This window comes from Streptomyces sp. NPDC096152, from assembly GCF_044763235.1.
Taxonomy (GTDB): domain Bacteria; phylum Actinomycetota; class Actinomycetes; order Streptomycetales; family Streptomycetaceae; genus Streptomyces.
Genome location: NZ_JBIWFW010000002.1, coordinates 1 through 21,579, shown reverse-complemented (window position 1 = coordinate 21,579; position 21,579 = coordinate 1). Strand labels below are relative to the sequence as shown.

Here is a 21,579-nt window from a genome sequence, read left to right as displayed (position 1 = left end):
GCTAGAAGTACCCTTCGCGCTTGCGGTCTTCCATCGCCGCTTCGGAGAGCTTGTCGTCGGCGCGTGTGGCGCCCCGTTCGGTGAGCCGGGTGGCGGCGATCTCCGCGATCACCTGCTCGACGGTCGCGGCGTCGGAGTCCACCGCGCCGGTGCAGGACATGTCGCCGACGGTCCGGTAGCGGACCAGGCGCTTCTCCACCGCCTCGGCCGCGGTGGGCCCGCCCCATCCGCCGGCCGTCAGCCACATCCCCGAGCGGAGGAACACCTCGCGCTCGTGGGCGAAGTAGATGTCCGGCAGCTCGATCCGCTCGCGCTGGACGTACTGCCACACGTCGAGCTCGGTCCAGTTGGACAGCGGGAAGACCCGCACGTGCTCGCCCGGGGCGTGCCGGCCGTTGTAGAGCTGCCACAGCTCGGGACGCTGGCGGCGCGGGTCCCACTGGGAGAACTCGTCGCGCAGCGAGAACACCCGCTCCTTGGCGCGTGCCTTCTCCTCGTCGCGGCGGCCGCCGCCGAACACCGCGTCGAAGCGGTGCTTCCGGATGGCGTCGGTCAGCGGCAGGGTCTGCAGCGGGTTGCGGGTGCCGTCCGGGCGTTCCCGCAGGACGCCGCGGTCGATGTAGTCCTGCACACCGGCCACGAGCAGGCGCAGTCCGTGCACGGCCACCGTACGGTCCCGGTAGGCGAGCACCTCCGGGAAGTTGTGCCCGGTGTCCACGTGCAGCAGCGGGAACGGCACGGGCGCCGGGGCGAACGCCTTCAGCGCCAGGTGCACCATGACGACGGAGTCCTTGCCGCCGGAGAACAGCAGCACCGGGTTCTCGAACTCGCCCGCCACCTCCCGCAGGATGTGCACCGCCTCCGACTCCAGCGAGTCCAGGTGCCCGAAGACCCGCGAGGCCCGCGCGGGCGAGTCCGGTGCGGTCGCCCGCGTCATGACAACCCCCTCACGATCAGCAACGCATGGAGCATCACGGCGGACTCCTGCACGGTCTGGTTCTGGGTCTCGATCCGCAGATCCGGGGAGTCGGGCGCCTCGTAGGGGTCGTCCACCCCGGTCAGGCCGGTCAGTTCGCCGGCGGCCTGCCGGGCGTAGAGCCCCTTGACGTCCCGCCGCGCGCACACCTCGACGGGCGTGGCGACGTGGACCTCCAGGTACGGGGTGCCGCTCTGCTCGTGGCGCTTGCGCACCGCGTCGCGGCTGTCCCGGTAGGGGGCGATCACCGGGACCAGGGCGATGATCCGGTTCCGGGCGAGGATCTCGGCGACCAGCCCGATGCGCTGGACGTTCGTGTCGCGGTCCGCGCGGCTGAAGCCGAGGCCGGCCGAGAGGAACGAGCGGATCACGTCGCCGTCGAGCACCTCCACGCGGTGCCCGTCGCCGCGCAGCCGTGCGGCGAGCGCGGTGGCGATGGTGGTCTTGCCGGAGCTGGGCAGCCCGGTCAGCCAGACGGTGCAGCCCTGTCGCACGGCGGCCGTCATACGGTCCCACCCGCCTCGGTGGCGGGCGGGGCGGGGCAGACCCGTGCGAGCGCCGCCCGCAGCGGCCCGGCCAGTTCCGGTGCGCAGACGACCAGGTCGGGCAGGGCGGGGTCGGGTCTGTTGTAGCGGAGCGGGCTGCCGTCGAGCCGGGTGACCACGCATCCGTGGTGGGCGGCGACCGCGGCGGGCGCGGCCGAGTCCCACTCGTACTGGCCGCCCGCGTGCACGTACAGGTCCGCCTCGCCGAGCACGACGGAGGCCGTCTTGGCCCCGGCCGAGCCCTGCGGTACGACGTCGGCGCCCAGCTCCTCGGCCAGCCGCGCGACGAAGGCGGGCGGCCGGCTGCGGCTGACCAGCATCCGGGGACGCGGCCGGAGCGGCGCGCGGGCGGCCACGGGGTCGGCGGTGCTCAGCACGGTGGCGCGGGCGGGCAGCGCGACGGCGCCCGCGGTCAGCCCGCCCGCCTCCCACAGGGCCACGTGCACGGCCCAGTCCTCGCGTGGGGGCTCGGCGAACTCCCGGGTGCCGTCGAGCGGATCGACGATCCAGACCCGGCGCGCCGTCAGCCGGGTGCGGTCGTCGGCCGCCTCCTCGGAGAGGACCGAGTCGAGGGGCCGGTGCCGCGCGAGCAGGCCGGCGAGGACGGCCTGGGCGCCGCGGTCGCCGGCGGCTCTCAGCTCGCGCGGGTCGGTGCCGGGTGCCGCCGCTGCTCTGATCTCCAGGAGCCGCGCTCCCGCGGCGGCGGCGCAGGCGCGGGCGAAGGCGTGGTCGTCGGGTGTGTCGGGCACGTCGAAGGCGTCGGCCGTGACGCGCGACGCGGGTGCGTCAGAGGTATTCATGTGTTCTCCCCGTGCTGGTGGAGCCCGGCCCCGCGGGGCCCTGAGCTGCCGGGCCCCGCGGAGCCGGACCCGGAGCTGCCGGGCCCTGCGGTCCGAGGACCCGTTGGAGGAAGGTCCGTGTGCGTTCGTGGCGGGGGGCGTCGATGACCTGCGCCGGCAGGCCCTCCTCGACGATCACCCCGCCGTCCATGAAGACGACCCGGTCGGCCACGTCCCGGGCGAAGGCCATCTCGTGCGTGACGATCAGCATGGTCATGCCGTCCCGGGCGAGGTCACGGATGACCGTGAGGACCTCGCCGACCAGTTCGGGGTCCAGGGCGGAGGTCGGCTCGTCGAAGAGCATCAGGCCCGGGTTCATCGCCAGCGCGCGGGCGATCGCCACGCGCTGCTGCTGCCCGCCCGAGAGCTGTGCCGGGTAGGCGTCCGCCTTGTCCTCGACGCCCACCCGGGCCAGGCATTCGCGGCCGGCCCGTTCCGCCTCGGCGCGGTCCCGGCGCAGGACGCGCCGCTGGGCGATGGTCACGTTGCCCAGCACCGTCAGGTGGGGGAACAGATGGAACATCTGGAAGACCATGCCCATGCGCCGCCGGGCCGCGTCCAGGTCGGTGTCGGGGTGGTTGAGCCTGACGCCGTCGACCAGGACGGCGCCCGAGGTGGGCTCCTCCAGCAGGTTCACGCAGCGCAGCAGCGTGGACTTGCCCGAGCCCGAGGGCCCGATGACGCAGACGACCTCGCCGTGCGCCACGCTCAGGTCGACTCCCTTGATGACGTCGAGCCGCCCGTACGACTTGTGCAGTCCCGCCATCTCGACGGCGGGTCGAGCCGTGGCCATGCGTCAGCCCCTTTCGGCGCGGCGGCTCTCCAGCCGGCGCACCAGGATCCCGAGCGGGACGGTGATCAGGAGGTAGCCGAGGCCGGCCACCACGAGCGGGGTGGAGTCGGCCTGGTCGGCGGCCACGTCGGAGCCGAACTTGGCGAGTTCGGTGGTGGCCGCCGTGACTCCGAGGACGAAGGCGAGCGAGGAGTCCTTGAAGAGCAGGACGAGCTCGTTGGTCAGCGGTGGCACGACGATGCGCAGCGCCTGCGGGACCACGATGGAGAACATGGCCCGGCTGTGCGACATGCCGAGGCAGCGGGCGCTCTCCATCTGCCCCTTGGGCACCGCCTGGATGCCGGCCCGGAAGGTCTCGGCCATGTACGCCGCCGAGACCAGGCCGAGGGCCAGCGCCACCTGCCCGTAGATGTCGCCGGGCAGGGCGAAGCCGGGAAAGGCGACCGGGATCCCGAAGCCGATGATCAGGAAGATCACCAGTGCGGGGAGTCCCCGGAAGACCTCGATGTAGATCAGGGCGGTCCAGCGGTGCAGCGGTACGGAGGACAGCCGCATCAGCGCCAGGACGAGCCCGAGCAGGAAGCCGAGGACGTAGCCGGAGAGGGTGTACACGACGGTGTTGCGCAGGGCCACCGTGAGCAGGCCGGGGAAGGTCTCCCGGGCGACGCCGAGGTCGAGGAAGTTCTCCCGCACGGCGGTCCAGTCGACCTGGAGCGCCACCGCGACGACGACCAGGGCGAACACCGCGTACTGCGCGGCCAGGCCGATGCGTCTGCGGCGGCGCGGGCCGATCCGGGAAGGGGGCGGGGGTAAGGGAAGGGGGTCGAGGTTCGGCGGAGCTGCGGACGTCTTTGCCATGACTCTCTCAGGAGGTCGTGCTCTGTTCGGGCGGGACACCGAGCCACTGCTGGTGGAGCCGGGCGTAGCTGCCGTCCTTCTTCGCTGCCGCGATCACCTCGTTGATCACTCCGAGCAGGTGCTCGCTGCCCTTCTTCTTCGCCACGAAGCCGTAGTGCGCTCCGGTGGCGATGGACTGTCCGGCGGTGAACCTCCCCGCCAGTTCCGGCTTCCTGAGCCAGCTGGTGACCACGGGGAGGTCCTGCACGATGACGTCCACGCTCCCCGAACGCAGGGCGGTGAGCTGTTTGCCGGAGTCCTTGTACTCCTGCGGCTCGATGCCCGCGTCCACCGCGGCCTTCATGCTCGTGGTGCCGGTGAGCACCCCGACGCGCAGCTTGCCCTTCCTGGCCTGCTCGAGGGTGGCCACCGGCTTGCCCCTGGGACTCATCAGGGTGAGTGCCTCGTCGAAGTACGGGTTCGAGAAGGCGACGTTCCTCCTGCGTTCCTCGGTGATGGTGATGCCGGCCGCCGCGACGTCGCACTTGCCTGAGTTGAGTGCCGCTCCGCTGCGGATCGGGTCGAAGTCGATGTCGACGATCTCCTGCCGTACGCCCAGTCGCGCGGCCACCTTGTCCATGAGCGCGATGTCGAAGCCGACGACCTTGCCGTTCCGCGTGAACGAGAACGGTTCGTACGGCACGTTGGTGCACACCACGATCTTCCCGGACCTCACCAGGGTCACGTTCTTGACCCGCGGGGAGGTGGCCTTCTGGGAGGACGCTCCCCCGCAGGACGCGGTGAGGAGGGCGACCCCGAGGGCCGCGCCGCCGACGGCGAGGCGCCGCCGGCGGGGGCGCGACGCCGTCACGGGGCCTCCTGCCCGTGCGTCCCGGCCGGTTCGGCCACCTCCACGTCGAGCATCTCCGCCAGGGAGCGGGCCACTTCGTGGACGACGGCCGGGTCCTGGCCGGGCTCCCAGGGGTGCCACACGGACAGCAGTCCGGTGAAGTCGAAGCCGTTCTCCCCGGAGACGACGTCCGTACCGGGCTTGGCCACGGGGAAGTAGGTGCGGAAGTACGGCGAGTGCATGGCCTCGCCGACGCTGTTGCGCACCACGCGCCCGTTGCGGTAGATGACCTTGGCGCTCACGGTCATCCGGGGCGGCTGCTTGGCGTTCTCCTGCGCCAGGATGTCCGCGGCGCTCTCGCCGCAGGCCGCGCGCAGGAACATCCGCACGATGTCGATGGCGTACACGTCCTTGATGTGCCGGTAGACATGGCCGCCGGAGACGCGGATCGAGAACTCGACCACGCGGTAACGGCCTTGGGCGTCCTGCCGCAGCTCGGCGTTGAACAGGCCGTGCTTCACCCCCAGCCGCCGGGTGATGTCGGCGGCGATGCCGGCGACCTCGGCCTCGTGCTCCGGGGTGCGGAACGGCAGCGTGTACAGGTCCTCCTCGAAGTGCGGCCCGGTGGAGTGCTTCTTGTTGTGCACCCCGCCGAGGACGAACCGCCCGTCGAGCACGACGCCGTCGAGGGTGACCTCCTCGCCGGGCAGGTAGTCCTCCAGGACCGCCCAGGACTCGGGGGCGCCGGAGAAGTAGAAGTTGCGGCCGCTCTCGATGTAGCTCTGGACGACCTTCAGAGAGGCCCTCAACCGGTCGGGGTCGTGGACGAGTTCGACGCAGTCGCTGGCGGCGGCCCGGGTGGGCTTCACCATGACCGGCAGACCGTGAGCGGTGGCCGCCTCGACGGCCGACTCGATGTCGGTGACCGGGTGGAACCAGACCGAGGGGATGTCGTGCTCGGCCAGGAACATCCGCTGGCGCAGCTTGTCCCGGCAGACGCGGGCGGACTCGGGGATCGCCCAGTCGAGGCCGAGTTCGGCGTTGGCCTCCTCGACGATCTCGATGTCCGGCTCGATGAAGGTGACGACGGCGGACGCGTCACGGTCCCGGGCGATCTCGACGGCGGCCCGCACGAACGCCCGCTGGTCGGCGTCGTGCGGGAGCCGGCGCACCGACGCGAAGCGGGGGTCGTTCGCCCAGGGTTCGGTGTCGACGGTCAGGAGGTGGGTCCGGATGTCCAGGTCGAGCATGGTCTGCACATGGTCCGGCGACGTGCTCAGCCCACGCCTCATCACGAGCACGAGGGTGCGCCGCGCAGGACTGTTGGCCTTGGTCATGCGGGTTCGGAACTCCTTGGTTCGGCGTGCGGGGAAAGAGAGTCCGCCGGGGGGCGGCCTGCCCGGCCGGCGGTCAGGCCGAGTAGCCGTACAGCTCCAGGGACTTGGCCAGGCGCTCGTGCGCCAGTCGCTCGACCCGCGGGGTGAAGGCCTCCCGCCAGCTGCCGATCTGGCCCTTGAAGAAGGAGAACGAGTCCCTGCGGAAGATGCCGTCGGCGGTCTTCTCGGGGTCCGCGTCGGCGCCGACGAACTCGATCACGCGGCGTACGACGTCGAGCTGGGCCTCGGCCGAGCCACCGCCCTGCGGGCCCACCATCTCCTCGAAGGAGAGGCTGCAGACGTTGGGGTGGTTCAGCAGCCAGAGCATCCGCTCGTGGTCGCCGCTGCCGGGGAAGGCGGGGTCCGACAGGGCGTACAGAAGGCGTTCCTCCAGGGAACCCTTGGACTTCAGAATACTGTGGAAAACCTGGAACTCACTGAAGTTGCCGAATCCCTGGACGGTCTTTCCGAGCAGGAAGTTGACCATGGAGAGGACCATGTCGCGAGGGTCGCGGTACATGAAGAGAATACGCGGCTCGCCGGTCTGCGCCCATTCCTCGACGAACTTGCCGTCGAGCTTCTTGATGTCCAGTTCCGGAATGATCCAGCAGGTGTTCTCCGGAGTGGCGGAGAAGGGCGTGCCGGCCGTGCGCCGGAAGGCCTGCTCGACGAGTTCGGTCTGGGTGAGCCGCGCACCGTAGCGGTTGACCAGAGGCATCCCCAGACGCTGCTGCCAGGCCCAGCCGAGGGCCTCCCACGCCTGGTCGGAGCCGACCCGGAAAGCCTCTTCGCCCTGCTCCCCGAGCGCGTCGGCGGCCTGGTCGCCGTGGACCATGCGCACGATCCGATCGCGCGTCCCCTCGTCCAGAACGGGCTGTATTTCCTGCGGGATCCTCGACTGGCCGTAGATTCTGTAGCCGAGAGCCAGCATCAGTTCCTGCACGAGATGGGTGCCGGATTTCATCAGCGAGACTACGACGACGCGTTCCGCTCGTAAACCGCTGACGTCCGGAACCTTTTGCTGCACAGTCATCCCCTTACTTTCCCGTTGATGCCTTGTGAGTATCGACGGACAGCTCTGACTCGAATTTTGATCGAATCATTGCAAGCGTATGACAACAATGTCAATCAAGGTATCTCCAGCCCCAGGCGTTCGGGGTGCCTTTCGGCCATGAACGTTCCATGTACAACATCTCCACGATCCGTGTGGGTTCCGATAAGCACGACTTATGAGGGAAACGGGGCGAACGGAGCATCGGCCCGGCCTTCCCCGCCCGGACGCCCCGGTCGGCCCACGTCGCTCATAACCATTTCTTTCGTCCGGCCGCCGACCGAGCGGGGAGGAAAAGATTCCGTTTTGTGGCGTGCCGTGCGCGGCGGCTTCCCACCGTCGTCCGATTGGCCGAGACCTCTCCGTGGGGGTGCGCGGACCCGGCGAGCGTAAGATCGACAGACCCCGTCACCGCGCGCCGCCGCACGTCCGAACAGGAACGCCGCATGATGCACCTCACCGTCCTCGGCGGCTGCGGAGCCTGGCCGGTCCCGGGCCAGCCGTGCAGCGGATACCTGGTGGAGAGCGAGGGTTTCCGGCTCCTCGTGGACCCCGGTTACGCGACCTTCCCGGCCCTGCAGGAGTACGCGACAGCGGAGCAGATCGACGCCGTCCTGGTCACGCACGGGCATCCGGACCACTGCGCCGACCTCAACCCGCTGCTGCGTGCCCGCGCCCTCACCGACGAGCCGCCGGCCCCGCTGCCCGTGCACTCGCTGCCGGGCGCCCTCGACGCCGTACTCGCCCTGGACCGGCCCGGAATGCTGCGGGACGCCTTCACGCTGCGGGAGTTCCGGGGCGGCGACCGCTTCGAGATCGGCCCCTTCCGCGTCGACACCCGGTTGCTGCCGCACTTCGTCCCCAACGCGGGCCTGCGGCTGACCGCGAGCGGCACGTCCCTCGCCTACACCGGCGACACCGGTCCCAGCCCCGAGTTGACCGCCCTGGCCCGCGAGGCCGATCTGCTGCTGTCCGAGGCCACCTACGTCGACCAGGTACCGCGTGCCGACGCCGAGTTCCTCTTGAGCGCGCGATCGGCGGGTGAGTACGCTGAGGCGGCCGGGGCAGCGCGACTGCTGCTCACCCATCTGTGGCCGGGCACCGATCCCTCGGCTGCCCTCGGCGCGGCCGCACGGGCCTTCACCGGGCCGATCGACGTGGCGCGCCGCGGCCTCGTGGCCCAGAGCCCCGCGGCCATCTCCCCTCCTTCTTCCGACGGTCTCCACGACTGACCCCGAGGACCCCGGTATGCGACCTGCCCCGTTACCGTTACCGCACCTGACCCGGCTCGTGGCCGCCGCGGCGCTCGCCGTCGCGCTGAGCCTGCTGACGGGATGCGGATACGGAAAGAACCGGCCCCAGTCGGCGGCCGCCGCCGGTCCCCCCGCCCACGGCCCCGCCCTCTCCGTCAAAACCGTGCGTATCGGCTACTTCGCCAACCTCACCCACGCCACCGCGCTCGTCGGACTCGAACGCGGCTTCTTCGCCCGCGAGTTGAAGGGCACGGCGATCTCGCCCCGGGTCTTCAACGCGGGCCCCGCCGCCATCGAGGCCCTCGGCGCCCGGTCCGTGGACATCGCGTGGACCGGCCCGTCGCCCGCCGTCAACGGATATCTGAGGTCGGGCGGTGACGCGCTGCGGATCGTGGCGGGCTCCGCGTCCGGCGGCGTACGGCTGGTGGTGAACCCCGACCGCATCCACTCCCTGGCCGAGGTGAAGGGCAAGCGGATCGCCACCCCGCAGCTCGGCAACACGCAGGACGTGGCCTTCCTGCACTGGGCGGCGGGTCGCGGCTGGAAGATCGACCCGGCGACCGGCCGGGGCGACGTCTCGGTCGTCCGCAGCGACAACAGGGTGACGGTGGACGCCTACCGCTCCGGCTCGGTCGACGGCGCCTGGGTTCCCGAACCGACCGCGTCCCTCCTGGTCGCACAGGGGGCGCGGGTGCTGCTGGACGAGGCCGACCTCTGGCCGGGGCACCGGTTCGTCACGACGAACGTCATCGTCTCGCGCACGTTCCTGGCCGAACACCCGGACGTGGTGGACGCGGTGGTGCGGGGCACCGTCGCCACCAACACCTGGATCTCCGCCCATCCGGACCAGGCCGAGGCGGCGGCCAACGCCCGGCTGAAGCGGCTGACGGGCAGGGCCCTTCCGGCGCGTGTGCTCGACCAGGCCTGGCAGGGGATCACGTTCACCGACGACCCGCTGGCCGCCACCCTGCGGGCCCAGGCCCGGCACGCGGTACGGGTGGGCCTGCTCAAGTCGGCGGACCTGGACGGCATCTACGATCTCGGGCCGCTCAACCGGGCGCTGCGAGCGGCGGGGCTGCCCCGGGTCACGGAAGGGTTTCCGTGAGCGGGATCGTGCCCGGCCGGCGGTGACCGGGGCTCTCCGACCCTCCCGACAGCGATCGGGGTCTGCCCGCGGTCACGGCGGATCCCCGGCGGGCGGATCCAGGGGGCCCGGTGGTTCGGGTCCCCCGGATCCGCCCCGGCCGCCGGGCGGGTCGCGGAGCGGTTATTTCGGGGCGACGAGCATGCGTTCGGTGCCGAAGGTGGCGCCGGTGTGCGTGTACATGGTGGTCTCGCCGTCGGACCAGCGGACGACCAGGTCGTCCGGCCAGCCGTTGGAGTCGTAGCCGCCCGCCGTCATCACCGAGTCGTGGGACCAGATGCTGCCGGCCGGAGCCATCCGCACCTCCTTGCCGACGCCGTCGGGGCCGGTCTCCTGGAACTGGGAGACCCTTCCGTCGGACCAGCGCACCAGGATGTCCCAGTTGCTGCCCCCGGTGAAGTCGCCCGCGGTCACCAGGGTGGCGTCCTTCCAGGCGCTCTTCGGCTTCATGGTTCGCCGCTCCGGCCGGGTTCGCGGCTACGCGGAGGGCTCGGCCTTCCGCGAGCGGCGGCGCCGCGCGGCGAACACTCCGCCGGAGGCGAGGGCCAGACCCGCGGCCGCGACGCCACCGGCGACCGCCCAGGAGGGCGCGCCGTCCGTGACGGGCCGGCCGGCCACCGTGACGTGCTGTTCTGTGGTCTGCTGCCCGTGGTGGCTGACCACGGTCACGGTGTAGCGGCCGTCGGGTACGTCGCCGCGCAGCCGCGCGTGACCCGCGTAGACAGTGCCGCCGTCGTCGCACTTGCAGCCGGGGTCGTCCGGGCTGTCCGTCTTGATGGTGAACGGGTCCTTGAAGATGGGCGACGTGACGGTCAGGTATTTCTCCCCCGGCGCGGCCCGCAGGTCGGTGAGGACCACTCGGACGTCACTGCCCGGCCGCGGGGAGGCGGGTTCGTCGCCGCCGGGGAACGCGTCCCTGGGCCCGAGGACGAACCGGTCGATCTGCGCGGAGCCCTCGGCCGCGACCTTGAGCCGGGCCGTCGCGACGGTCCGGCCGTGTCTCGTCGCGACGACCGGATAGGTGCCCGGTCGCAGACCCGAGCGGATGCGGTGTTGTGTTCCCGCCTCGTCCACCTGGACCGACTGCGTCGCTCCCTTCCGCACGGGAGCCAGGGTGACCGGCTCCCGCAGGGCCGGGGAGGTGACCTCGACCTTGTCCCATCCCGGTGGCATTCCCTCGATGCTGAACCAGAGAGCGTCGCCCGCCTCCGGGGTATTGCCCTGAGGCACGTGGTACTCCAGGCGGACCGCCGCGGACGGGCTGCCGCCCGGAGCCGGGCCGGTGCCCTCGGCCGATGCCACTGCCGCCCCTCCCAGCAGGGTCGCCATGGCGATACCGGCCACGCCCACGGCCCTCACCGCACTGCGGAACAACGATTCCCCCTCGGCCGGAGATGGCCGGGCCGGTGCCGGCCGCGTCCATCGGTCGACCAGGAAGAGGGTGTGAACGGGCAGTTGGTTGCCGACGACCGGGGCTCGATGCCGGCGGCGTACCGGATCCGGTCGGTCAGTCCTCGCCCACGAGGTCGAGGTCGCCGGGAGACGCCGTCGGAGTGGCCTTCGCAACGGGCCACTCGCGGTCCAGCGGCAGGGACACGTCCCTCCACCAGGGGCGCGCGGGAAGGTCTCCGGCCGGCTCGAAGGGCTCGCCCGGCCGGGGCAGCGCCACCGGGTGTCCCGCCTGCGCTGCCGCGTCCTTCGTCCACTCCCCCGGCTCGGCCCAGGCGTGCGGGGCGAGGTTGAACGTGCCCCAGTGGATCGGCAGCATCGGGCCGCCCGACGGACCGCCCTGGAGGTCGAGATGGGCGCGCGAGCCCTCCTCGGGTGTCATGTGGATGTCGGGCCAGAACTCGGAGTACGCGCCGATCTGGATCATCGTGGCGTCGAACGGGCCGTGCTCGGCGCCGATGTCCCGGAAGCCGTCGAAGTAGCCGGTGTCGCCGCTGTGGTAGATCCGGTGCTCGTCGCCCGCGACCACCCAGGAGGCCCACAGCGTGTGCTGTGTGTTGCGCAGCCGGCGGCCGCAGAAGTGGCGGGCCGGCGTCGCCGTCAGCGTGATTCCGCCGACCTCGGTGGCCTCGTGCCAGTCCAGCTCGCGCAGACGGTCGGCGGACACGCCCCAGTGCTCGAGGTGGGCCCCGACGCCGAGCGGCACGGCGAAGACGGTGTCCGTGCCGGCCAGTTCCTTGATCGTGGGCATGTCCAGGTGGTCGTAGTGGTCGTGCGAGATGACGACCACGTCGACCGGGCCGAGCGCGGCGAGCGGCAGCGGTGCCGGGTGCAGCCGGCGGGGCCCGAGGAACGGGAGCGGGGAGCAGCGCTCGCCCCACACCGGGTCGAACAGCACTCGCCGCCCGTCGATCTCCGCCAGCACGCTGGAGTGCCCCATCCAGGTCAGCCGCAGGCCGGTGGCCGGGGGCCGGGACAGGTCGGCGAGCGTGGTGGCATGCACCGGCACGGTGCCGGAGGGGGCCCGGCGGGGGCGGGCGTCCTTGTCGAAGTAGACCTTGGCGAAGGCCGGCATCGAGCCGGAGGGCCGGGTCCGCGCGACGCCCCCGGGGTTCTGGAAGACGCCGTCCTTGAAGTGGGGCGACCGGCGGATGCGCGCCATGCGCTCCCCGCCGGGGTCCGCGCCGAAGGCCGCGGGCTGCAGCGCGCGGAGCCCGGCGCTCAGGGAACGGAAGCCGGCCACGGTACCTCCAGGTGGAGTCGGTCAGATTTTCCATTATGGAGGGCCGCCGCGCGGTGCCCTCCGGCACCCTCCCGTCCGCCGCGCCCGCGGGAGGGTACGGCGGCGCGGGAGGGCCCGCGGGCCGTGCCGCCGTGCGCGCCAATCGGGCGGGATGCGGGGGGAGTTAGGGTGACCGCGTGGCGAGAGTGCGGTTGAGCGTGGCGGAGCGGCGCGAGGAGCTGCTGCGGGCCGCCATCGGGCAGATCGAGGAGCGGGGCGTGGCGGCGGTGCGGATCGCCGACGTGGCCTCGGTGCTCGGGGTGAGCAACGCGCTGGTGCTCTATCACTTCTCGACGAAGGAGAAGCTGGTCGCGGCCGCCTTCGCCCATGCCGCCGAGGACGATCTGGCGCAGCTGCGCAAGCTGCTGGGCCGGCGGACGACGGCGCTGCGCCGGCTGCGGGCCGCCGTCCGCTGGTACGCCCCGACCGGGCAGGCCAAGGGCTGGCGGCTGTGGATCGAGGGGTGGGCGGCCGCACTGCGCGAACCCGCCCTGCGGGAGGTCGCCCAGGGCCTCGACCGGCGGTGGAAGGCGGCGATCGCCGAGGTCGTCGCGGAGGGTGTGGCGGCGGGCGAGTTCCAGTGCCCGGACCCCGGAGCCTCGGCGCTGCGTCTGACGGCCCTGCTCGACGGGCTCGCCGTGCAGCTGACGGCGTACGGCGGCGGGGTCTCCCGCGCGCGGGCCCAGGTGTGGGTCGACGAGGCACTGGCTCGGGAACTGGGCCTGGATCGGGAGGCGTTGACGACCGCCGGACGGTGAAGTCGGCGCCGTACACGGGCCCCGGCGCGGGCCGGGGCGAGCGTCGGCCGGTACGGCGAGGGGCACGGCCCCGCGGCGGGATGCCGTGCCCCTGTGCTCCGGCGTGCCCCCTGGTGCGAGGCGGACTCCGGCCGCCCTCACGCCACCGTCGTGATCCGGCTCCTGATGTCGGCCGGTGACAGCGTGCCCTTGGCCGTCACATGGTCCCCGGAGGACTGGCCGCGCAGGCGGCGGCCGATCCACGGCACCAGGAACTCCCGGGCCCACTGGACGTCGTCGCGCCGGATGCCGAGGGCGCCGCGCGGCGGCAGCGGCGGCCAGGGCTGCTCGGGGTCGGCCGGCACGTCGAGGCCGAGGACCTGGCCGGCCCGCAGCGCCACCCGGGTGTGCCCCTCGGGCGACAGGTGCAGTCGGTCGTGGTCCCAGGCCCGGCGGTCCTGGACGGCCTTGAGGGACCACAGGTCGAGCACCGGGCAGCCGTAGCGGTCGGCGATGGCCCGCACGTGCCCGTTGTAGGTGGCGATCTTGCCGCGCAGGTGCTTGAGCACCGGCACGCCCCGGGTGTCGAAGCCGGTGGTGACCATCACGGTGCCGGCCGCGGCGGCGAGCCGGGCGAGGGCCTTCTCGAACCGCTCCGCCACGTCGTCCGGGTCCGTGCCGGGACGGATGATGTCGTTGCCGCCCGCGCAGAACGACACCAGGTCAGGGGCGAGTTCCACGGCCCGCGGGAGCTGGTCCGCCACGATCTGGTCGAGCAGCTTGCCGCGCACGGCGAGATTCGCGTACCGGAAGTCGCCCTCGGGACGTCGGTCCGCGAGCAGGACCGCGAACCGGTCGGCCCAGCCCACGAACGCCCCGTCGGGGCCGGGGTCGCCGACGCCCTCGGTGAAGCTGTCCCCCACCGCCACGTACGACCCGATCACTGCTCTGCTGTCACTCTTCGAATCGTCTGCCACATCGGCCCATGATTCACCGTGGAATGTGACCTACGCGACCGTAGGCAAGGGTTGACGGACGGTGAGATAAGCCACTGGGCGAATGTGGCCGACCAGGAATAGAACACACCGAAGGCCGGACCCGGGGGGTGTGGGTCCGGCCTTCGGTGGCGTGTCAGGCAGGTGGTGGCGGTGACGCGTGCGTCAGGCGACGGGGGCGCCGTGCGCGCGCAGGTAGGCGACCGGGTCCACGTCGGAGCCGTAGTTCGGCGTCGTGCGGATCTCGAAGTGGAGGTGCGGGCCGGTCACGTTGCCGGTGGCACCGGACAGGCCGAGCCGCTGCCCCGTGGTCACGGCCTGGCCGGCCGAGACGGAGAGCGCGGACAGGTGGGCGTACTGGGCGTAGTGGCCGTCCTGGAGCCGGAGGACGACCTGGTTGCCGTAGGCGCCGCCCCAGCCCGCGGAGACGACCGTGCCCGCGCCGACGGCCTTGACCGGTGTGCCGGTGGGGACCACGAAGTCGACGCCGGTGTGGTAGCCGCTGGACCAGTGGCTGCCGGCCACGTGGTAGCCGGTGCCGATGGCGGCGCTGGTCACCGGCAGGGTGAAGCCGGTGGCGGCGGTCCGCTCGGCGCGGGCGACCGCGGTCTTCACCTGGGCGGCGGAGACAGTCTTCGCCTTGGCGGCGGAGGAGGCGGCGGTCGCGGGCTTCGGGGACGCGGGCGCCCGGGTGACGCCGGCGGCCGCGTGACCGAGCGTCAGCTTCAGGCCCGGGTGGATCAGCGAGGGGTCGTCGCCGACGACCCGGCGGTTGTCCTGGTACAGCTGCTTCCAGCCGCCGCGGACGTGCTGCTTCTCGGCGATGCCCGACAGGCTGTCGCCGGCGCGGACGGTGTAGGTCCGGGCGCCGGCGCCCTTGGCCGCGGGCGCCTTGGCGGCCGCCGGGGCGCTGCGGACGGTCTGCTCGGTGACGGACTGCGCGGGGGCCGCGTGGGCTCCCGCGGCGCCTATGAGGGGCAGTGCGAGCACGGCGCCACCGGTTCCGGCGGCGGCGAGGATGCGGGTCAGGCGCTGGGGCTTCGGACGGCGGTGCTTACCCTTCGCGGGCATGGCGGATTCCTCTCCGGCGCCTGCGAGGTGAGCTGTCGGGTTCGGGCTGGAGATGCCCGGCCGCGCGGGACGCGGCTTCACCCCTAGCCGTTCCGGAGACCGGAACAGGCGGTTGTACCTGTGGGTCCCCCGCTCCTGCCGTGCACGGGTGGGTGTGCGGGCCCCGGACGGCGGCAGGATGAGGCGTCCGTCCGGATCGGGGTGGAACGTAAGCGAGCGGGACGTGTTCGGACAAGCAGCCGGTTCCGCTCAGAGGAGCTCATCATGATCCAATTCGGGCAAAACCGGTGACGCTCCGTGCATTCGATCAGCGCCCTCCTCGCCAACCCGCCGAGAAGGCACCGCGATTACGTGGACATGGCGGGCCACCGTGGGTCACGAATATGACGCTCCTCACGTCGCCGCCCGCCAGTAGCCCCCAGGGGCTGACGAGTTGGGGCTCAATACCCCAAGACGGCTAAATTGCCTATATAGGGCAAAAGGGGGGCGGTCGGTCGCCTGGGCGATCGCCGCGGAGCGGGGCCGCCGCCGACCGGGGAGCTTCCTCGCCCGTGGCCAGACCGTTGCCCTGGGAACCCATGTCGTATCGTCGGAAGGCGCGCCCGCCGACGAGCCGTGACGGCGGGCGCGGGCCCCGCCCTTCGGGCCGGGCCGACCGAGTGGGAGGAGCCCCCGTGACGCAGCAGGTCCCGTCGACCGAACCGGAGCTGGCCGGAGTGCGCAACTTCCGCGACGTGGGCGGGCTGCCGACCGCGGACGGACGGCGGGTGCGGCACGGAGTGCTGTTCCGCAGCGGCCACCTCGCGCACGCGACGGACCGGGACGCGGACTTTCTGTCCTCCCTCGGCCTGCACACGATCTTCGACTTCCGCAACGCGGCCGACAAGAAGCTCGAGGGCCCGGACGTCGAGCTGCCCGGCGTGCGCAACGTCAACCTGCCGCTGAGCGACCCGGCCGACGGCGCCGAGTTCTGGCGGATGGTCCGCGACGGCGACCTCGACCAGCTGCGCACCATCCTGGCGGACGGCAAGGCGGCGAACCGGATGATTGCCTCCTACCGCATGATCATCACCGAGCGCACCGCCGAGCACTCCCACGTGCTGCACGCCCTCGCGCAGGACAGCGTCCCCGCCCTGATGCACTGCGCGGCGGGCAAGGACCGCGCGGGCCTGTCGATCGCCGTGACGCTGCTCGCGGTGGGCGTGGACGAGGACGCGATCCGGGCGGACTACCTGGAGTCGAACGCCAAGCACCGTCGCTACAAGGTGCACCGCAGCAGCAGCGCGGCCTCGGCCTACTCCCCCGAGGTCATGGAGCTGCTCGGCCCGCTCTTCGACGCCCGGGCCGAGTACCTGGCCGCGGCCCTGGAGACCATCGAGGAGACCTGGGGAGGCGTCGACGCCTACCTGGAGCGGGGGCTGAAGCTCACCCCGCAGACCCGGGAACGGCTGCGGGAGCGACTGCTCGACTGAGGGACGGCGCCGCGGGTCCACGGCCGGTGCGGGAACGCCGGGCCGGCCGCGGCCCGCTCCGGCTTCCCCACTCCGCGCTTGCCTCCTTCGCGATCCCTACTTGGCGCCCACCTCGAACAGCAGCCAGACGAACGCGGCGAAGACGTGCCCGACGGCGATGTAGATGATCAGCCGGATCCACAGGGCTCGCGGGAACTTCTCTTCCATGTCGGTCATGACTTGTCTCCGGTGTGGGGGCCCAGGCACAGCGCGGCCGTGGGGCTCTGCAGCAGGGTGTGGACGAAGAGCAGATCGACCCCGTCGTGGTCCTCGGCGGCCATCCGGTGCGGGGTCAGCGAGTCGAAGTGGGCGCTGTCGCCCGGTGCGAGCAGGTGCGCGGTGTCCCCGAGGCGCAGGCGCAGGCGCCCCTTGAGGACGTACAGCCACTCTTCGCCCGGGTGCACCCGCACGATGTCGCCCTGGGAGCCGTGGGGCACGTGGACCCGCAGGGCCTGCATCCCGCGGCCGGGCGCGCCGGCCTGCCAGTACGTCCAGCCGCCCGCCCGTGTCGGTTCCATGTCCGGAGCGCGCACCACGGCGTCCCGGGCGGCGACGCTCTCGCCGAGCAGCTCGGAGACCGTCGTACCGTAGACACGGGCGAGCGCGAGCAGCAGAGGCAGGGAGGGCTGGCGCTGTCCGGTCTCCAGGCGGGAGAGGTGGGCGGGCGACAGCCCGGCCGCACGGGCCGCGGCCTCCAGGGTGAGGGAGCTGCGGCGGCGCAGCGCACGCAGCTGCGGGGCGACGGCGGGAAGGTCCTCGACCGGTCCCGCCGAGGGCTCGGACTCGGGAGCGCTCATGCCTCCATTCAGCCCCGGTCTTGCCCCTGAGGCAAATTTATTGCCTCAGAGGCAAAAGCCCGGCCCCTGGCCTACCGGTGGGCGACGGCCTGCTTCACCAGTGTCTTCCCGAAGTCCCACATCAGTCCGCCGTCGTGCGCGTCGTCCATCACGGCGGTGAAGGCGTCCACGAAGCGGTCCACCTCCCGCTCACCGATGATCAGCGGCGGGATCAGCTTGATCACCTCCAGACGGTCGCCGGAGACCTGGGTGAGGATCCGGTGCCGCTGGAGCAGCGGGACGACCACCATCTGCGCGAACAGGCCCTTGCGGGCGGCCTGGAGCACGGTCCAGCGGCCGCGCAGCTTCAGCGAACGGGGCCGGCCGAACTCGATGCCGATCATCAGGCCCCGGCCACGCACGTCGGCGAGCAGTTCGTACCGTTCGGTCAGGGCCGCGAGCCGCGACTTCAGCAGCTCGCCGGTGGCCCGGGCGCCCGCGACGATCTGCTCGTTCTCCATGACGGACAGCACGGCGAGTCCGGCCGCCATGGCCTGGGCGTTGGACCCGAAGCTGGCCGAGTGGACCAGCACCCGGTCCATGGACGAGTAGACCTTCTTGAAGATCCAGTCCCGGCCGAGCGTGGCGCCGACCGGCACATAGCCGCCGGACAGCGCCTTCGCCACACACACCAGGTCCGGCTCCACGCCGTCCTCGTGCTGGTAGGCGTAGAAGTCGCCGGTGCGGCCGAGTCCCGTCTGCACCTCGTCCGCGATGAACAGCGCCTTGTGCCGGTGCAGCAGCTCCTGGGCGGCGCGCAGATAGCCGGGCGGGGCCTCGTGCACGCCCTTGCCCTGGATCGGCTCGACGATCAGGGCGGCGACGTCGCCCTTCTCCAGCTCCCTCGCCAGGGCGTCGAGATCGCCGAGTGGTACGGCCGTGTCGGGCAGGAGCGGGGCGAAGCCGTCGCGGAAGCCGTCCTCGCCGTTCACGGACAGGGAGCCCACGGTCAGGCCGTGGAAGGCGTGCTCGCAGTACAGGACGCGCGGCCTGCCGGTGGCGCGGCGCGCGAACTTCAGTGCCGTCTCCACCGCCTCCGTCCCGCTGTTGCCGAAGAACACCCGGTCCAGGTGCGGACTGTGGGCGAGCAGGCGCTCCGCCAGCAGTCCGGGCAGCGGCGGGCAGTCGAAGCGGGTGAGGTCGGCGAGCTGCGCGTCGAGCACGTCGTGCAGCGCCTTGCGGACGACGGGGTGGTGGCGGCCCAGGCCCATCACGCCGAACCCGGCGAGCATGTCGAGGTAGTCGTCGCCGTCCGCGTCCCAGAAGTAGGCGCCCTCGGCACGCTCGTAGACCTTGTCGAAGCCGATGGTGTGCAGCATGCGCGGCAGTTGGTGGTTCAGGTGCCGGGCGTGCAGCTCGTAGCGTTCGGCTCCGCGCTCGGACAGGAGGCTGCCGAGGTCGAACTCCTTGCTCATTCAGCTCTCTCCTTGACTGGCCCGGGGCCCCCGGCGGTGTCCCGCGCCGGGGGCCCCGGCCTGCTCCTTGGTGGCCAGGCTCGCGCTGATCCGTCCGGCGATCTCCACGGGCGTGAGGCCGATGTCGGCCAGCACCTCGCCGCGCTTGGCGTGCGCGAGGAACTGCTCCGGGATGCCGAACCGCCTCACCGGTACGTCCACTTCGGCGTCGCCGAGGGCCAGGGAGACCGCGGAGCCGACGCCGGCCGCGCGGCTGTTGTCCTCGACGACGGCGACCAGGCGGTGGCCGGCGGCGAGACCGGGAAGCGCCGGGTCGACGGGCTTGACCCAGCGGGGGTCGACGACGGTGCACGCGATGCCGCGGGCGGCGAGCAGCTCGGCGGCCTTCAGGCAGACCGGCGCCATCACGCCGACGGCGACGAGCAGGACGTCCGGGTCGTCGTCCGCGTGCAGCACGTCCATGCCGCCCACCTGGCCGACCGCCGGGACGGCCGGGCCCACCGACTCCTTCGGGAAGCGGAGCAGGGTCGGCGCGTCGTCCACGGCGACGGCCTCGCGGAGCTGGGCCCGCAGCTGGTCGGCGTCGCGCGGGGCGGCGATCCTCAGGCCTGGCACCACCTGGAGGACGGACATGTCCCACATACCGTTGTGGGAGGGCCCGTCGACGCCGGTGACACCGGCCCGGTCCAGCACGAAGGTGACCCCGCAGCGGTGCAGCGCCACGTCCATCAGCAGCTGGTCGAAGGCGCGGTTGAGGAAGGTGGCGTAGACGGCGACGACCGGGTGCAGGCCTCCGGTGGCCAGGCCCGCCGCGGAGACGGCCGCGTGCTGCTCGGCGATGCCGACGTCCCACACCCGGCCGGGGAAGCGCTCGGCGAACCTGCCGAGGCCCACCGGGTGCAGCATCGCGGCCGTGATCGCCACCACGTCCTCCCGCTCCTCGCCGATCCGGACGATCTCGTCGCCGAACACGGACGTCCAGGAGGGACCGCCGGCCGGAGTCAGCGGCTCGCAGGTCCGCGGGTCCATCACGCCGACGGTGTGGAAGCGGTCCTCCTCGTGGGCGAGGGCGGGTTCACAGCCGCGGCCCTTGACCGTGAGGCAGTGCACCAGGACCGGGCCGTGGAAGCGTTTGGCCCGGCGCAGCGCCGACTCGACCGCCTTGACGTCGTGCCCGTCGATCGGGCCGAGGTACTTCAGCCCCAGGTCCTCGAACATGCCCTGCGGGGCGAAGGCGTCCTTGAAGCCCTTCTTGGCGCCGTGCAGGGACTCGTAGACGGTGCTGCCGACGACCGGCGTGCGCAGCAGGACGTCCTTGCCCCAGGCCAGGACCTTCTCATAGCCGTCGGTGGTGCGCAGAGTGGCCAGGTGGTTGGCGAGGCCCCCTATGGTCGGGGAGTACGACCTCTCGTTGTCGTTGACGACGATGATGAGCGGCCGGTCCTTGGCGGCCGCGATGTTGTTGAGCGCCTCCCAGGCCATGCCGCCGGTCAGCGCGCCGTCGCCGACGACCGCCACGACATGGCCCTTCTCGCCCAGGACCTGGCGTGCCTTGGCGAGCCCGTCGGCCCAGCCGAGCGCGGTGGAGGCGTGGCTGTTCTCGATGACGTCGTGCTCGGACTCCTCGCGCGAGGGGTAGCCGGACAGGCCTCCCTTGCCGCGCAGCTTGGAGAAGTCCTGGCGCCCCGTCAGGAGCTTGTGCACATAGCTCTGGTGGCCGGTGTCCCACAGGATGCGGTCGGCCGGGGACTCGAAGACCCGGTGCAGCGCGAGGGTGAGTTCCACCACCCCCAGGTTGGGGCCGAGGTGGCCGCCGGTCCTGGCGACCGCGTGCACCAGGAATTCCCTTATCTCGTCGGACAGTTCGGCCAGTTCCGTCTCGGACAGCGCCTTCAGGTCGCGTGGTCCCCGGATGGTCTCCAGAATGGTCACGCTCGGCCCCCTCTCGGTCCGTGCCGTGCTTCAACTCACTGTCACGGTGGGTGTCCCCGTGACGGCGGGGGCGTCGGACGCGACGCCACCGTGCTCCATCCGCTCGGCCAGCTTCATGGCCTCCTCGATCAGGGTCTCCACGATCTTCGACTCCGGAACGGTCTTGATGACCTCGCCCTTGACGAAGATCTGCCCCTTGCCGTTGCCCGAGGCGACCCCCAGGTCGGCCTCACGCGCCTCACCCGGACCGTTGACCACACAGCCCATGACCGCCACCCGCAGCGGGACCTCCATCCCGGTCAGACCGGCGGTGACCTCCTCGGCCAGCTTGTACACATCCACCTGGGCACGCCCGCACGACGGGCAGGAGACGATCTCCAGACCGCGCTGCTTCAGGTTCAGCGACTCCAGGATCTGAAGGCCGACCTTGACCTCCTCCGCGGGCGGCGCGGACAGCGAGACCCGGATCGTGTCACCGATCCCCTGCGACAGCAGCGCACCGAACGCCACCGCCGACTTGATCGTGCCCTGGAACGCCGGACCGGCCTCCGTCACACCCAGGTGCAGCGGGTAGTCGCAACTCTCGGCGAGCTGCCGGTAGGCCTCGATCATCACCACCGGGTCGTTGTGCTTCACCGAGATCTTGATGTCGCGGAAGTCGTGCTCCTCGAACAGCGACGCCTCCCA

The 21,579-nt window shown here is 71.9% G+C and carries 22 protein-coding genes and 1 riboswitch; of the genes, 4 read left to right on the top strand and 18 right to left on the bottom strand.

Annotated elements, in window-relative coordinates; all coding sequences use genetic code 11:
* Nucleotide 1 precedes the first annotated feature (1 nt).
* The 8 genes from cysD to ACIQ9G_RS05565 all read right to left on the bottom strand — a co-directional run bounded on the left by cysD (nucleotide 2) and on the right by ACIQ9G_RS05565 (nucleotide 7,249).
* Nucleotides 2-937, bottom strand: coding sequence for a sulfate adenylyltransferase subunit CysD (gene cysD, locus ACIQ9G_RS05600; protein ID WP_403606840.1), 936 nt, complete (start codon nucleotides 935-937; stop codon nucleotides 2-4).
* On the bottom strand, nucleotides 934-1,482 hold the full coding sequence (gene cysC, locus ACIQ9G_RS05595; protein WP_392196373.1) for an adenylyl-sulfate kinase: 549 nt from the start codon (nucleotides 1,480-1,482) through the stop codon (nucleotides 934-936). The genes cysD and cysC overlap by 4 nt, the downstream gene beginning before the upstream one ends.
* Nucleotides 1,479-2,321, bottom strand: coding sequence for a 3'(2'),5'-bisphosphate nucleotidase CysQ (locus ACIQ9G_RS05590; RefSeq protein ID WP_403606837.1), 843 nt, complete (start codon nucleotides 2,319-2,321; stop codon nucleotides 1,479-1,481). Before ACIQ9G_RS05590 ends, cysC begins: the two co-directional genes overlap by 4 nt.
* Nucleotides 2,308-3,153 carry an amino acid ABC transporter ATP-binding protein gene (locus ACIQ9G_RS05585; RefSeq protein WP_403606835.1) on the bottom strand — a complete coding sequence of 282 codons (846 nt, stop codon included), beginning with the start codon at nucleotides 3,151-3,153 and terminating at the stop codon, nucleotides 2,308-2,310. Before ACIQ9G_RS05585 ends, ACIQ9G_RS05590 begins: the two co-directional genes overlap by 14 nt.
* 3 nt (nucleotides 3,154-3,156) lie before the next feature.
* On the bottom strand, nucleotides 3,157-4,011 hold the full coding sequence (locus tag ACIQ9G_RS05580; RefSeq protein ID WP_403606833.1) for an amino acid ABC transporter permease: 855 nt from the start codon (nucleotides 4,009-4,011) through the stop codon (nucleotides 3,157-3,159).
* A gap of 7 nt (nucleotides 4,012-4,018) precedes the next feature.
* Nucleotides 4,019-4,861 (bottom strand): ABC transporter substrate-binding protein, encoded by an 843-nt coding sequence (locus ACIQ9G_RS05575; RefSeq protein ID WP_403606831.1) that lies wholly within the window; start codon nucleotides 4,859-4,861, stop codon nucleotides 4,019-4,021.
* Nucleotides 4,858-6,177, bottom strand: coding sequence for an acetyl-CoA carboxylase biotin carboxylase subunit family protein (locus ACIQ9G_RS05570; protein ID WP_403606829.1), 1,320 nt, complete (start codon nucleotides 6,175-6,177; stop codon nucleotides 4,858-4,860). The genes ACIQ9G_RS05575 and ACIQ9G_RS05570 overlap by 4 nt, the downstream gene beginning before the upstream one ends.
* A gap of 73 nt (nucleotides 6,178-6,250) precedes the next feature.
* Nucleotides 6,251-7,249 (bottom strand): hypothetical protein, encoded by a 999-nt coding sequence (locus tag ACIQ9G_RS05565; RefSeq protein ID WP_403606827.1) that lies wholly within the window; start codon nucleotides 7,247-7,249, stop codon nucleotides 6,251-6,253.
* Nucleotides 7,250-7,713: 464 nt separating this feature from the next.
* On the opposite strand from ACIQ9G_RS05565, the gene ACIQ9G_RS05560 reads away from it, so the two are divergent.
* The gene (locus tag ACIQ9G_RS05560; protein ID WP_403606825.1) at nucleotides 7,714-8,499 is read left to right on the top strand and encodes an MBL fold metallo-hydrolase; all 786 of its coding nucleotides are present in this window, start codon (nucleotides 7,714-7,716) and stop codon (nucleotides 8,497-8,499) included.
* Nucleotides 8,500-8,515: 16 nt separating this feature from the next.
* Nucleotides 8,516-9,625, top strand: a complete 1,110-nt coding sequence (locus ACIQ9G_RS05555) for an aliphatic sulfonate ABC transporter substrate-binding protein (RefSeq protein WP_403606823.1) — start codon at nucleotides 8,516-8,518, stop codon at nucleotides 9,623-9,625.
* A gap of 162 nt (nucleotides 9,626-9,787) precedes the next feature.
* On the opposite strand, the gene ACIQ9G_RS05550 is transcribed toward ACIQ9G_RS05555, so the two are convergent.
* The 3 genes from ACIQ9G_RS05550 to ACIQ9G_RS05540 form a co-directional block, all read right to left on the bottom strand.
* Nucleotides 9,788-10,114 (bottom strand): hypothetical protein, encoded by a 327-nt coding sequence (locus tag ACIQ9G_RS05550; RefSeq protein WP_403606821.1) that lies wholly within the window; start codon nucleotides 10,112-10,114, stop codon nucleotides 9,788-9,790.
* A gap of 27 nt (nucleotides 10,115-10,141) precedes the next feature.
* Entirely contained in the window at nucleotides 10,142-11,008 is an 867-nt protein-coding gene (locus tag ACIQ9G_RS05545; RefSeq protein ID WP_403606819.1) for a hypothetical protein, read from the bottom strand.
* A gap of 163 nt (nucleotides 11,009-11,171) precedes the next feature.
* Complete coding sequence (locus tag ACIQ9G_RS05540; RefSeq protein WP_403606817.1) at nucleotides 11,172-12,356, bottom strand: MBL fold metallo-hydrolase; 1,185 nt, start codon at nucleotides 12,354-12,356, stop codon at nucleotides 11,172-11,174.
* A gap of 176 nt (nucleotides 12,357-12,532) precedes the next feature.
* Between ACIQ9G_RS05540 and ACIQ9G_RS05535 the strand changes: the two genes are divergently transcribed.
* Entirely contained in the window at nucleotides 12,533-13,153 is a 621-nt protein-coding gene (locus tag ACIQ9G_RS05535) for a TetR/AcrR family transcriptional regulator (protein WP_403606815.1), read from the top strand.
* A gap of 137 nt (nucleotides 13,154-13,290) precedes the next feature.
* Here the strand turns inward: ACIQ9G_RS05535 and ACIQ9G_RS05530 are convergent, their stop codons facing one another.
* Nucleotides 13,291-14,076: an SGNH/GDSL hydrolase family protein gene (locus ACIQ9G_RS05530; RefSeq protein WP_403607889.1), complete on the bottom strand. Its 786-nt coding sequence runs from the start codon at nucleotides 14,074-14,076 to the stop codon at nucleotides 13,291-13,293.
* 216 nt (nucleotides 14,077-14,292) lie between these two features.
* Complete coding sequence (locus ACIQ9G_RS05525) at nucleotides 14,293-15,198, bottom strand: peptidoglycan DD-metalloendopeptidase family protein (RefSeq protein WP_403606813.1); 906 nt, start codon at nucleotides 15,196-15,198, stop codon at nucleotides 14,293-14,295.
* A 4-nt stretch (nucleotides 15,199-15,202) separates the two neighbouring features.
* A riboswitch (cyclic di-AMP (ydaO/yuaA leader) is annotated at nucleotides 15,203-15,359 on the bottom strand.
* A gap of 513 nt (nucleotides 15,360-15,872) precedes the next feature.
* Between ACIQ9G_RS05525 and ACIQ9G_RS05520 the strand changes: the two genes are divergently transcribed.
* On the top strand, nucleotides 15,873-16,670 hold the full coding sequence (locus ACIQ9G_RS05520; RefSeq protein WP_403606811.1) for a tyrosine-protein phosphatase: 798 nt from the start codon (nucleotides 15,873-15,875) through the stop codon (nucleotides 16,668-16,670).
* A gap of 96 nt (nucleotides 16,671-16,766) precedes the next feature.
* Here ACIQ9G_RS05520 and ACIQ9G_RS05515 read toward each other — a convergent pair whose 3' ends face one another.
* The 5 genes from ACIQ9G_RS05515 to ACIQ9G_RS05495 form a co-directional block, all read right to left on the bottom strand.
* Nucleotides 16,767-16,886 (bottom strand): DUF6126 family protein, encoded by a 120-nt coding sequence (locus ACIQ9G_RS05515; RefSeq protein WP_403606806.1) that lies wholly within the window; start codon nucleotides 16,884-16,886, stop codon nucleotides 16,767-16,769.
* A complete protein-coding gene (locus tag ACIQ9G_RS05510) occupies nucleotides 16,883-17,506 on the bottom strand; it encodes a helix-turn-helix domain-containing protein (RefSeq protein ID WP_403606804.1) in 624 nt (207 codons plus the stop codon). The genes ACIQ9G_RS05515 and ACIQ9G_RS05510 overlap by 4 nt, the downstream gene beginning before the upstream one ends.
* A gap of 71 nt (nucleotides 17,507-17,577) precedes the next feature.
* Entirely contained in the window at nucleotides 17,578-18,960 is a 1,383-nt protein-coding gene (locus tag ACIQ9G_RS05505; RefSeq protein WP_403606802.1) for an aspartate aminotransferase family protein, read from the bottom strand.
* Nucleotides 18,961-20,892, bottom strand: a complete 1,932-nt coding sequence (gene dxs, locus ACIQ9G_RS05500) for a 1-deoxy-D-xylulose-5-phosphate synthase (RefSeq protein ID WP_403606800.1) — start codon at nucleotides 20,890-20,892, stop codon at nucleotides 18,961-18,963. It lies immediately after the preceding gene.
* A gap of 30 nt (nucleotides 20,893-20,922) precedes the next feature.
* On the bottom strand, nucleotides 20,923-21,579 hold a 657-nt coding region (locus ACIQ9G_RS05495; RefSeq protein ID WP_403606798.1), incomplete at its 5' end, for a flavodoxin-dependent (E)-4-hydroxy-3-methylbut-2-enyl-diphosphate synthase.

Excerpts from the sequence above, each read along its gene's own strand:
- cysD (WP_403606840.1), bottom strand. The coding sequence starts at position 937 with ATGACGCGGGCGACCGCACCGGACTCGCCCGCGCGGGCCTCGCGGGTC.
- cysC (WP_392196373.1), bottom strand. The coding sequence starts at position 1,482 with ATGACGGCCGCCGTGCGACAGGGCTGCACCGTCTGGCTGACCGGGCTG.
- ACIQ9G_RS05590 (WP_403606837.1), bottom strand. The coding sequence starts at position 2,321 with ATGAATACCTCTGACGCACCCGCGTCGCGCGTCACGGCCGACGCCTTC.
- ACIQ9G_RS05585 (WP_403606835.1), bottom strand. The coding sequence starts at position 3,153 with ATGGCCACGGCTCGACCCGCCGTCGAGATGGCGGGACTGCACAAGTCG.
- ACIQ9G_RS05580 (WP_403606833.1), bottom strand. The coding sequence starts at position 4,011 with ATGGCAAAGACGTCCGCAGCTCCGCCGAACCTCGACCCCCTTCCCTTA.
- ACIQ9G_RS05570 (WP_403606829.1), bottom strand. The coding sequence starts at position 6,177 with ATGACCAAGGCCAACAGTCCTGCGCGGCGCACCCTCGTGCTCGTGATG.
- ACIQ9G_RS05565 (WP_403606827.1), bottom strand. The coding sequence starts at position 7,249 with ATGACTGTGCAGCAAAAGGTTCCGGACGTCAGCGGTTTACGAGCGGAA.
- ACIQ9G_RS05560 (WP_403606825.1), top strand. The coding sequence starts at position 7,714 with ATGATGCACCTCACCGTCCTCGGCGGCTGCGGAGCCTGGCCGGTCCCG.
- ACIQ9G_RS05555 (WP_403606823.1), top strand. The coding sequence starts at position 8,516 with ATGCGACCTGCCCCGTTACCGTTACCGCACCTGACCCGGCTCGTGGCC.
- ACIQ9G_RS05550 (WP_403606821.1), bottom strand. The coding sequence starts at position 10,114 with ATGAAGCCGAAGAGCGCCTGGAAGGACGCCACCCTGGTGACCGCGGGC.
- ACIQ9G_RS05525 (WP_403606813.1), bottom strand. The coding sequence starts at position 15,198 with ATGCCCGCGAAGGGTAAGCACCGCCGTCCGAAGCCCCAGCGCCTGACC.
- ACIQ9G_RS05515 (WP_403606806.1), bottom strand. The coding sequence starts at position 16,886 with ATGACCGACATGGAAGAGAAGTTCCCGCGAGCCCTGTGGATCCGGCTG.
- ACIQ9G_RS05510 (WP_403606804.1), bottom strand. The coding sequence starts at position 17,506 with ATGAGCGCTCCCGAGTCCGAGCCCTCGGCGGGACCGGTCGAGGACCTT.
- ACIQ9G_RS05505 (WP_403606802.1), bottom strand. The coding sequence starts at position 18,960 with ATGAGCAAGGAGTTCGACCTCGGCAGCCTCCTGTCCGAGCGCGGAGCC.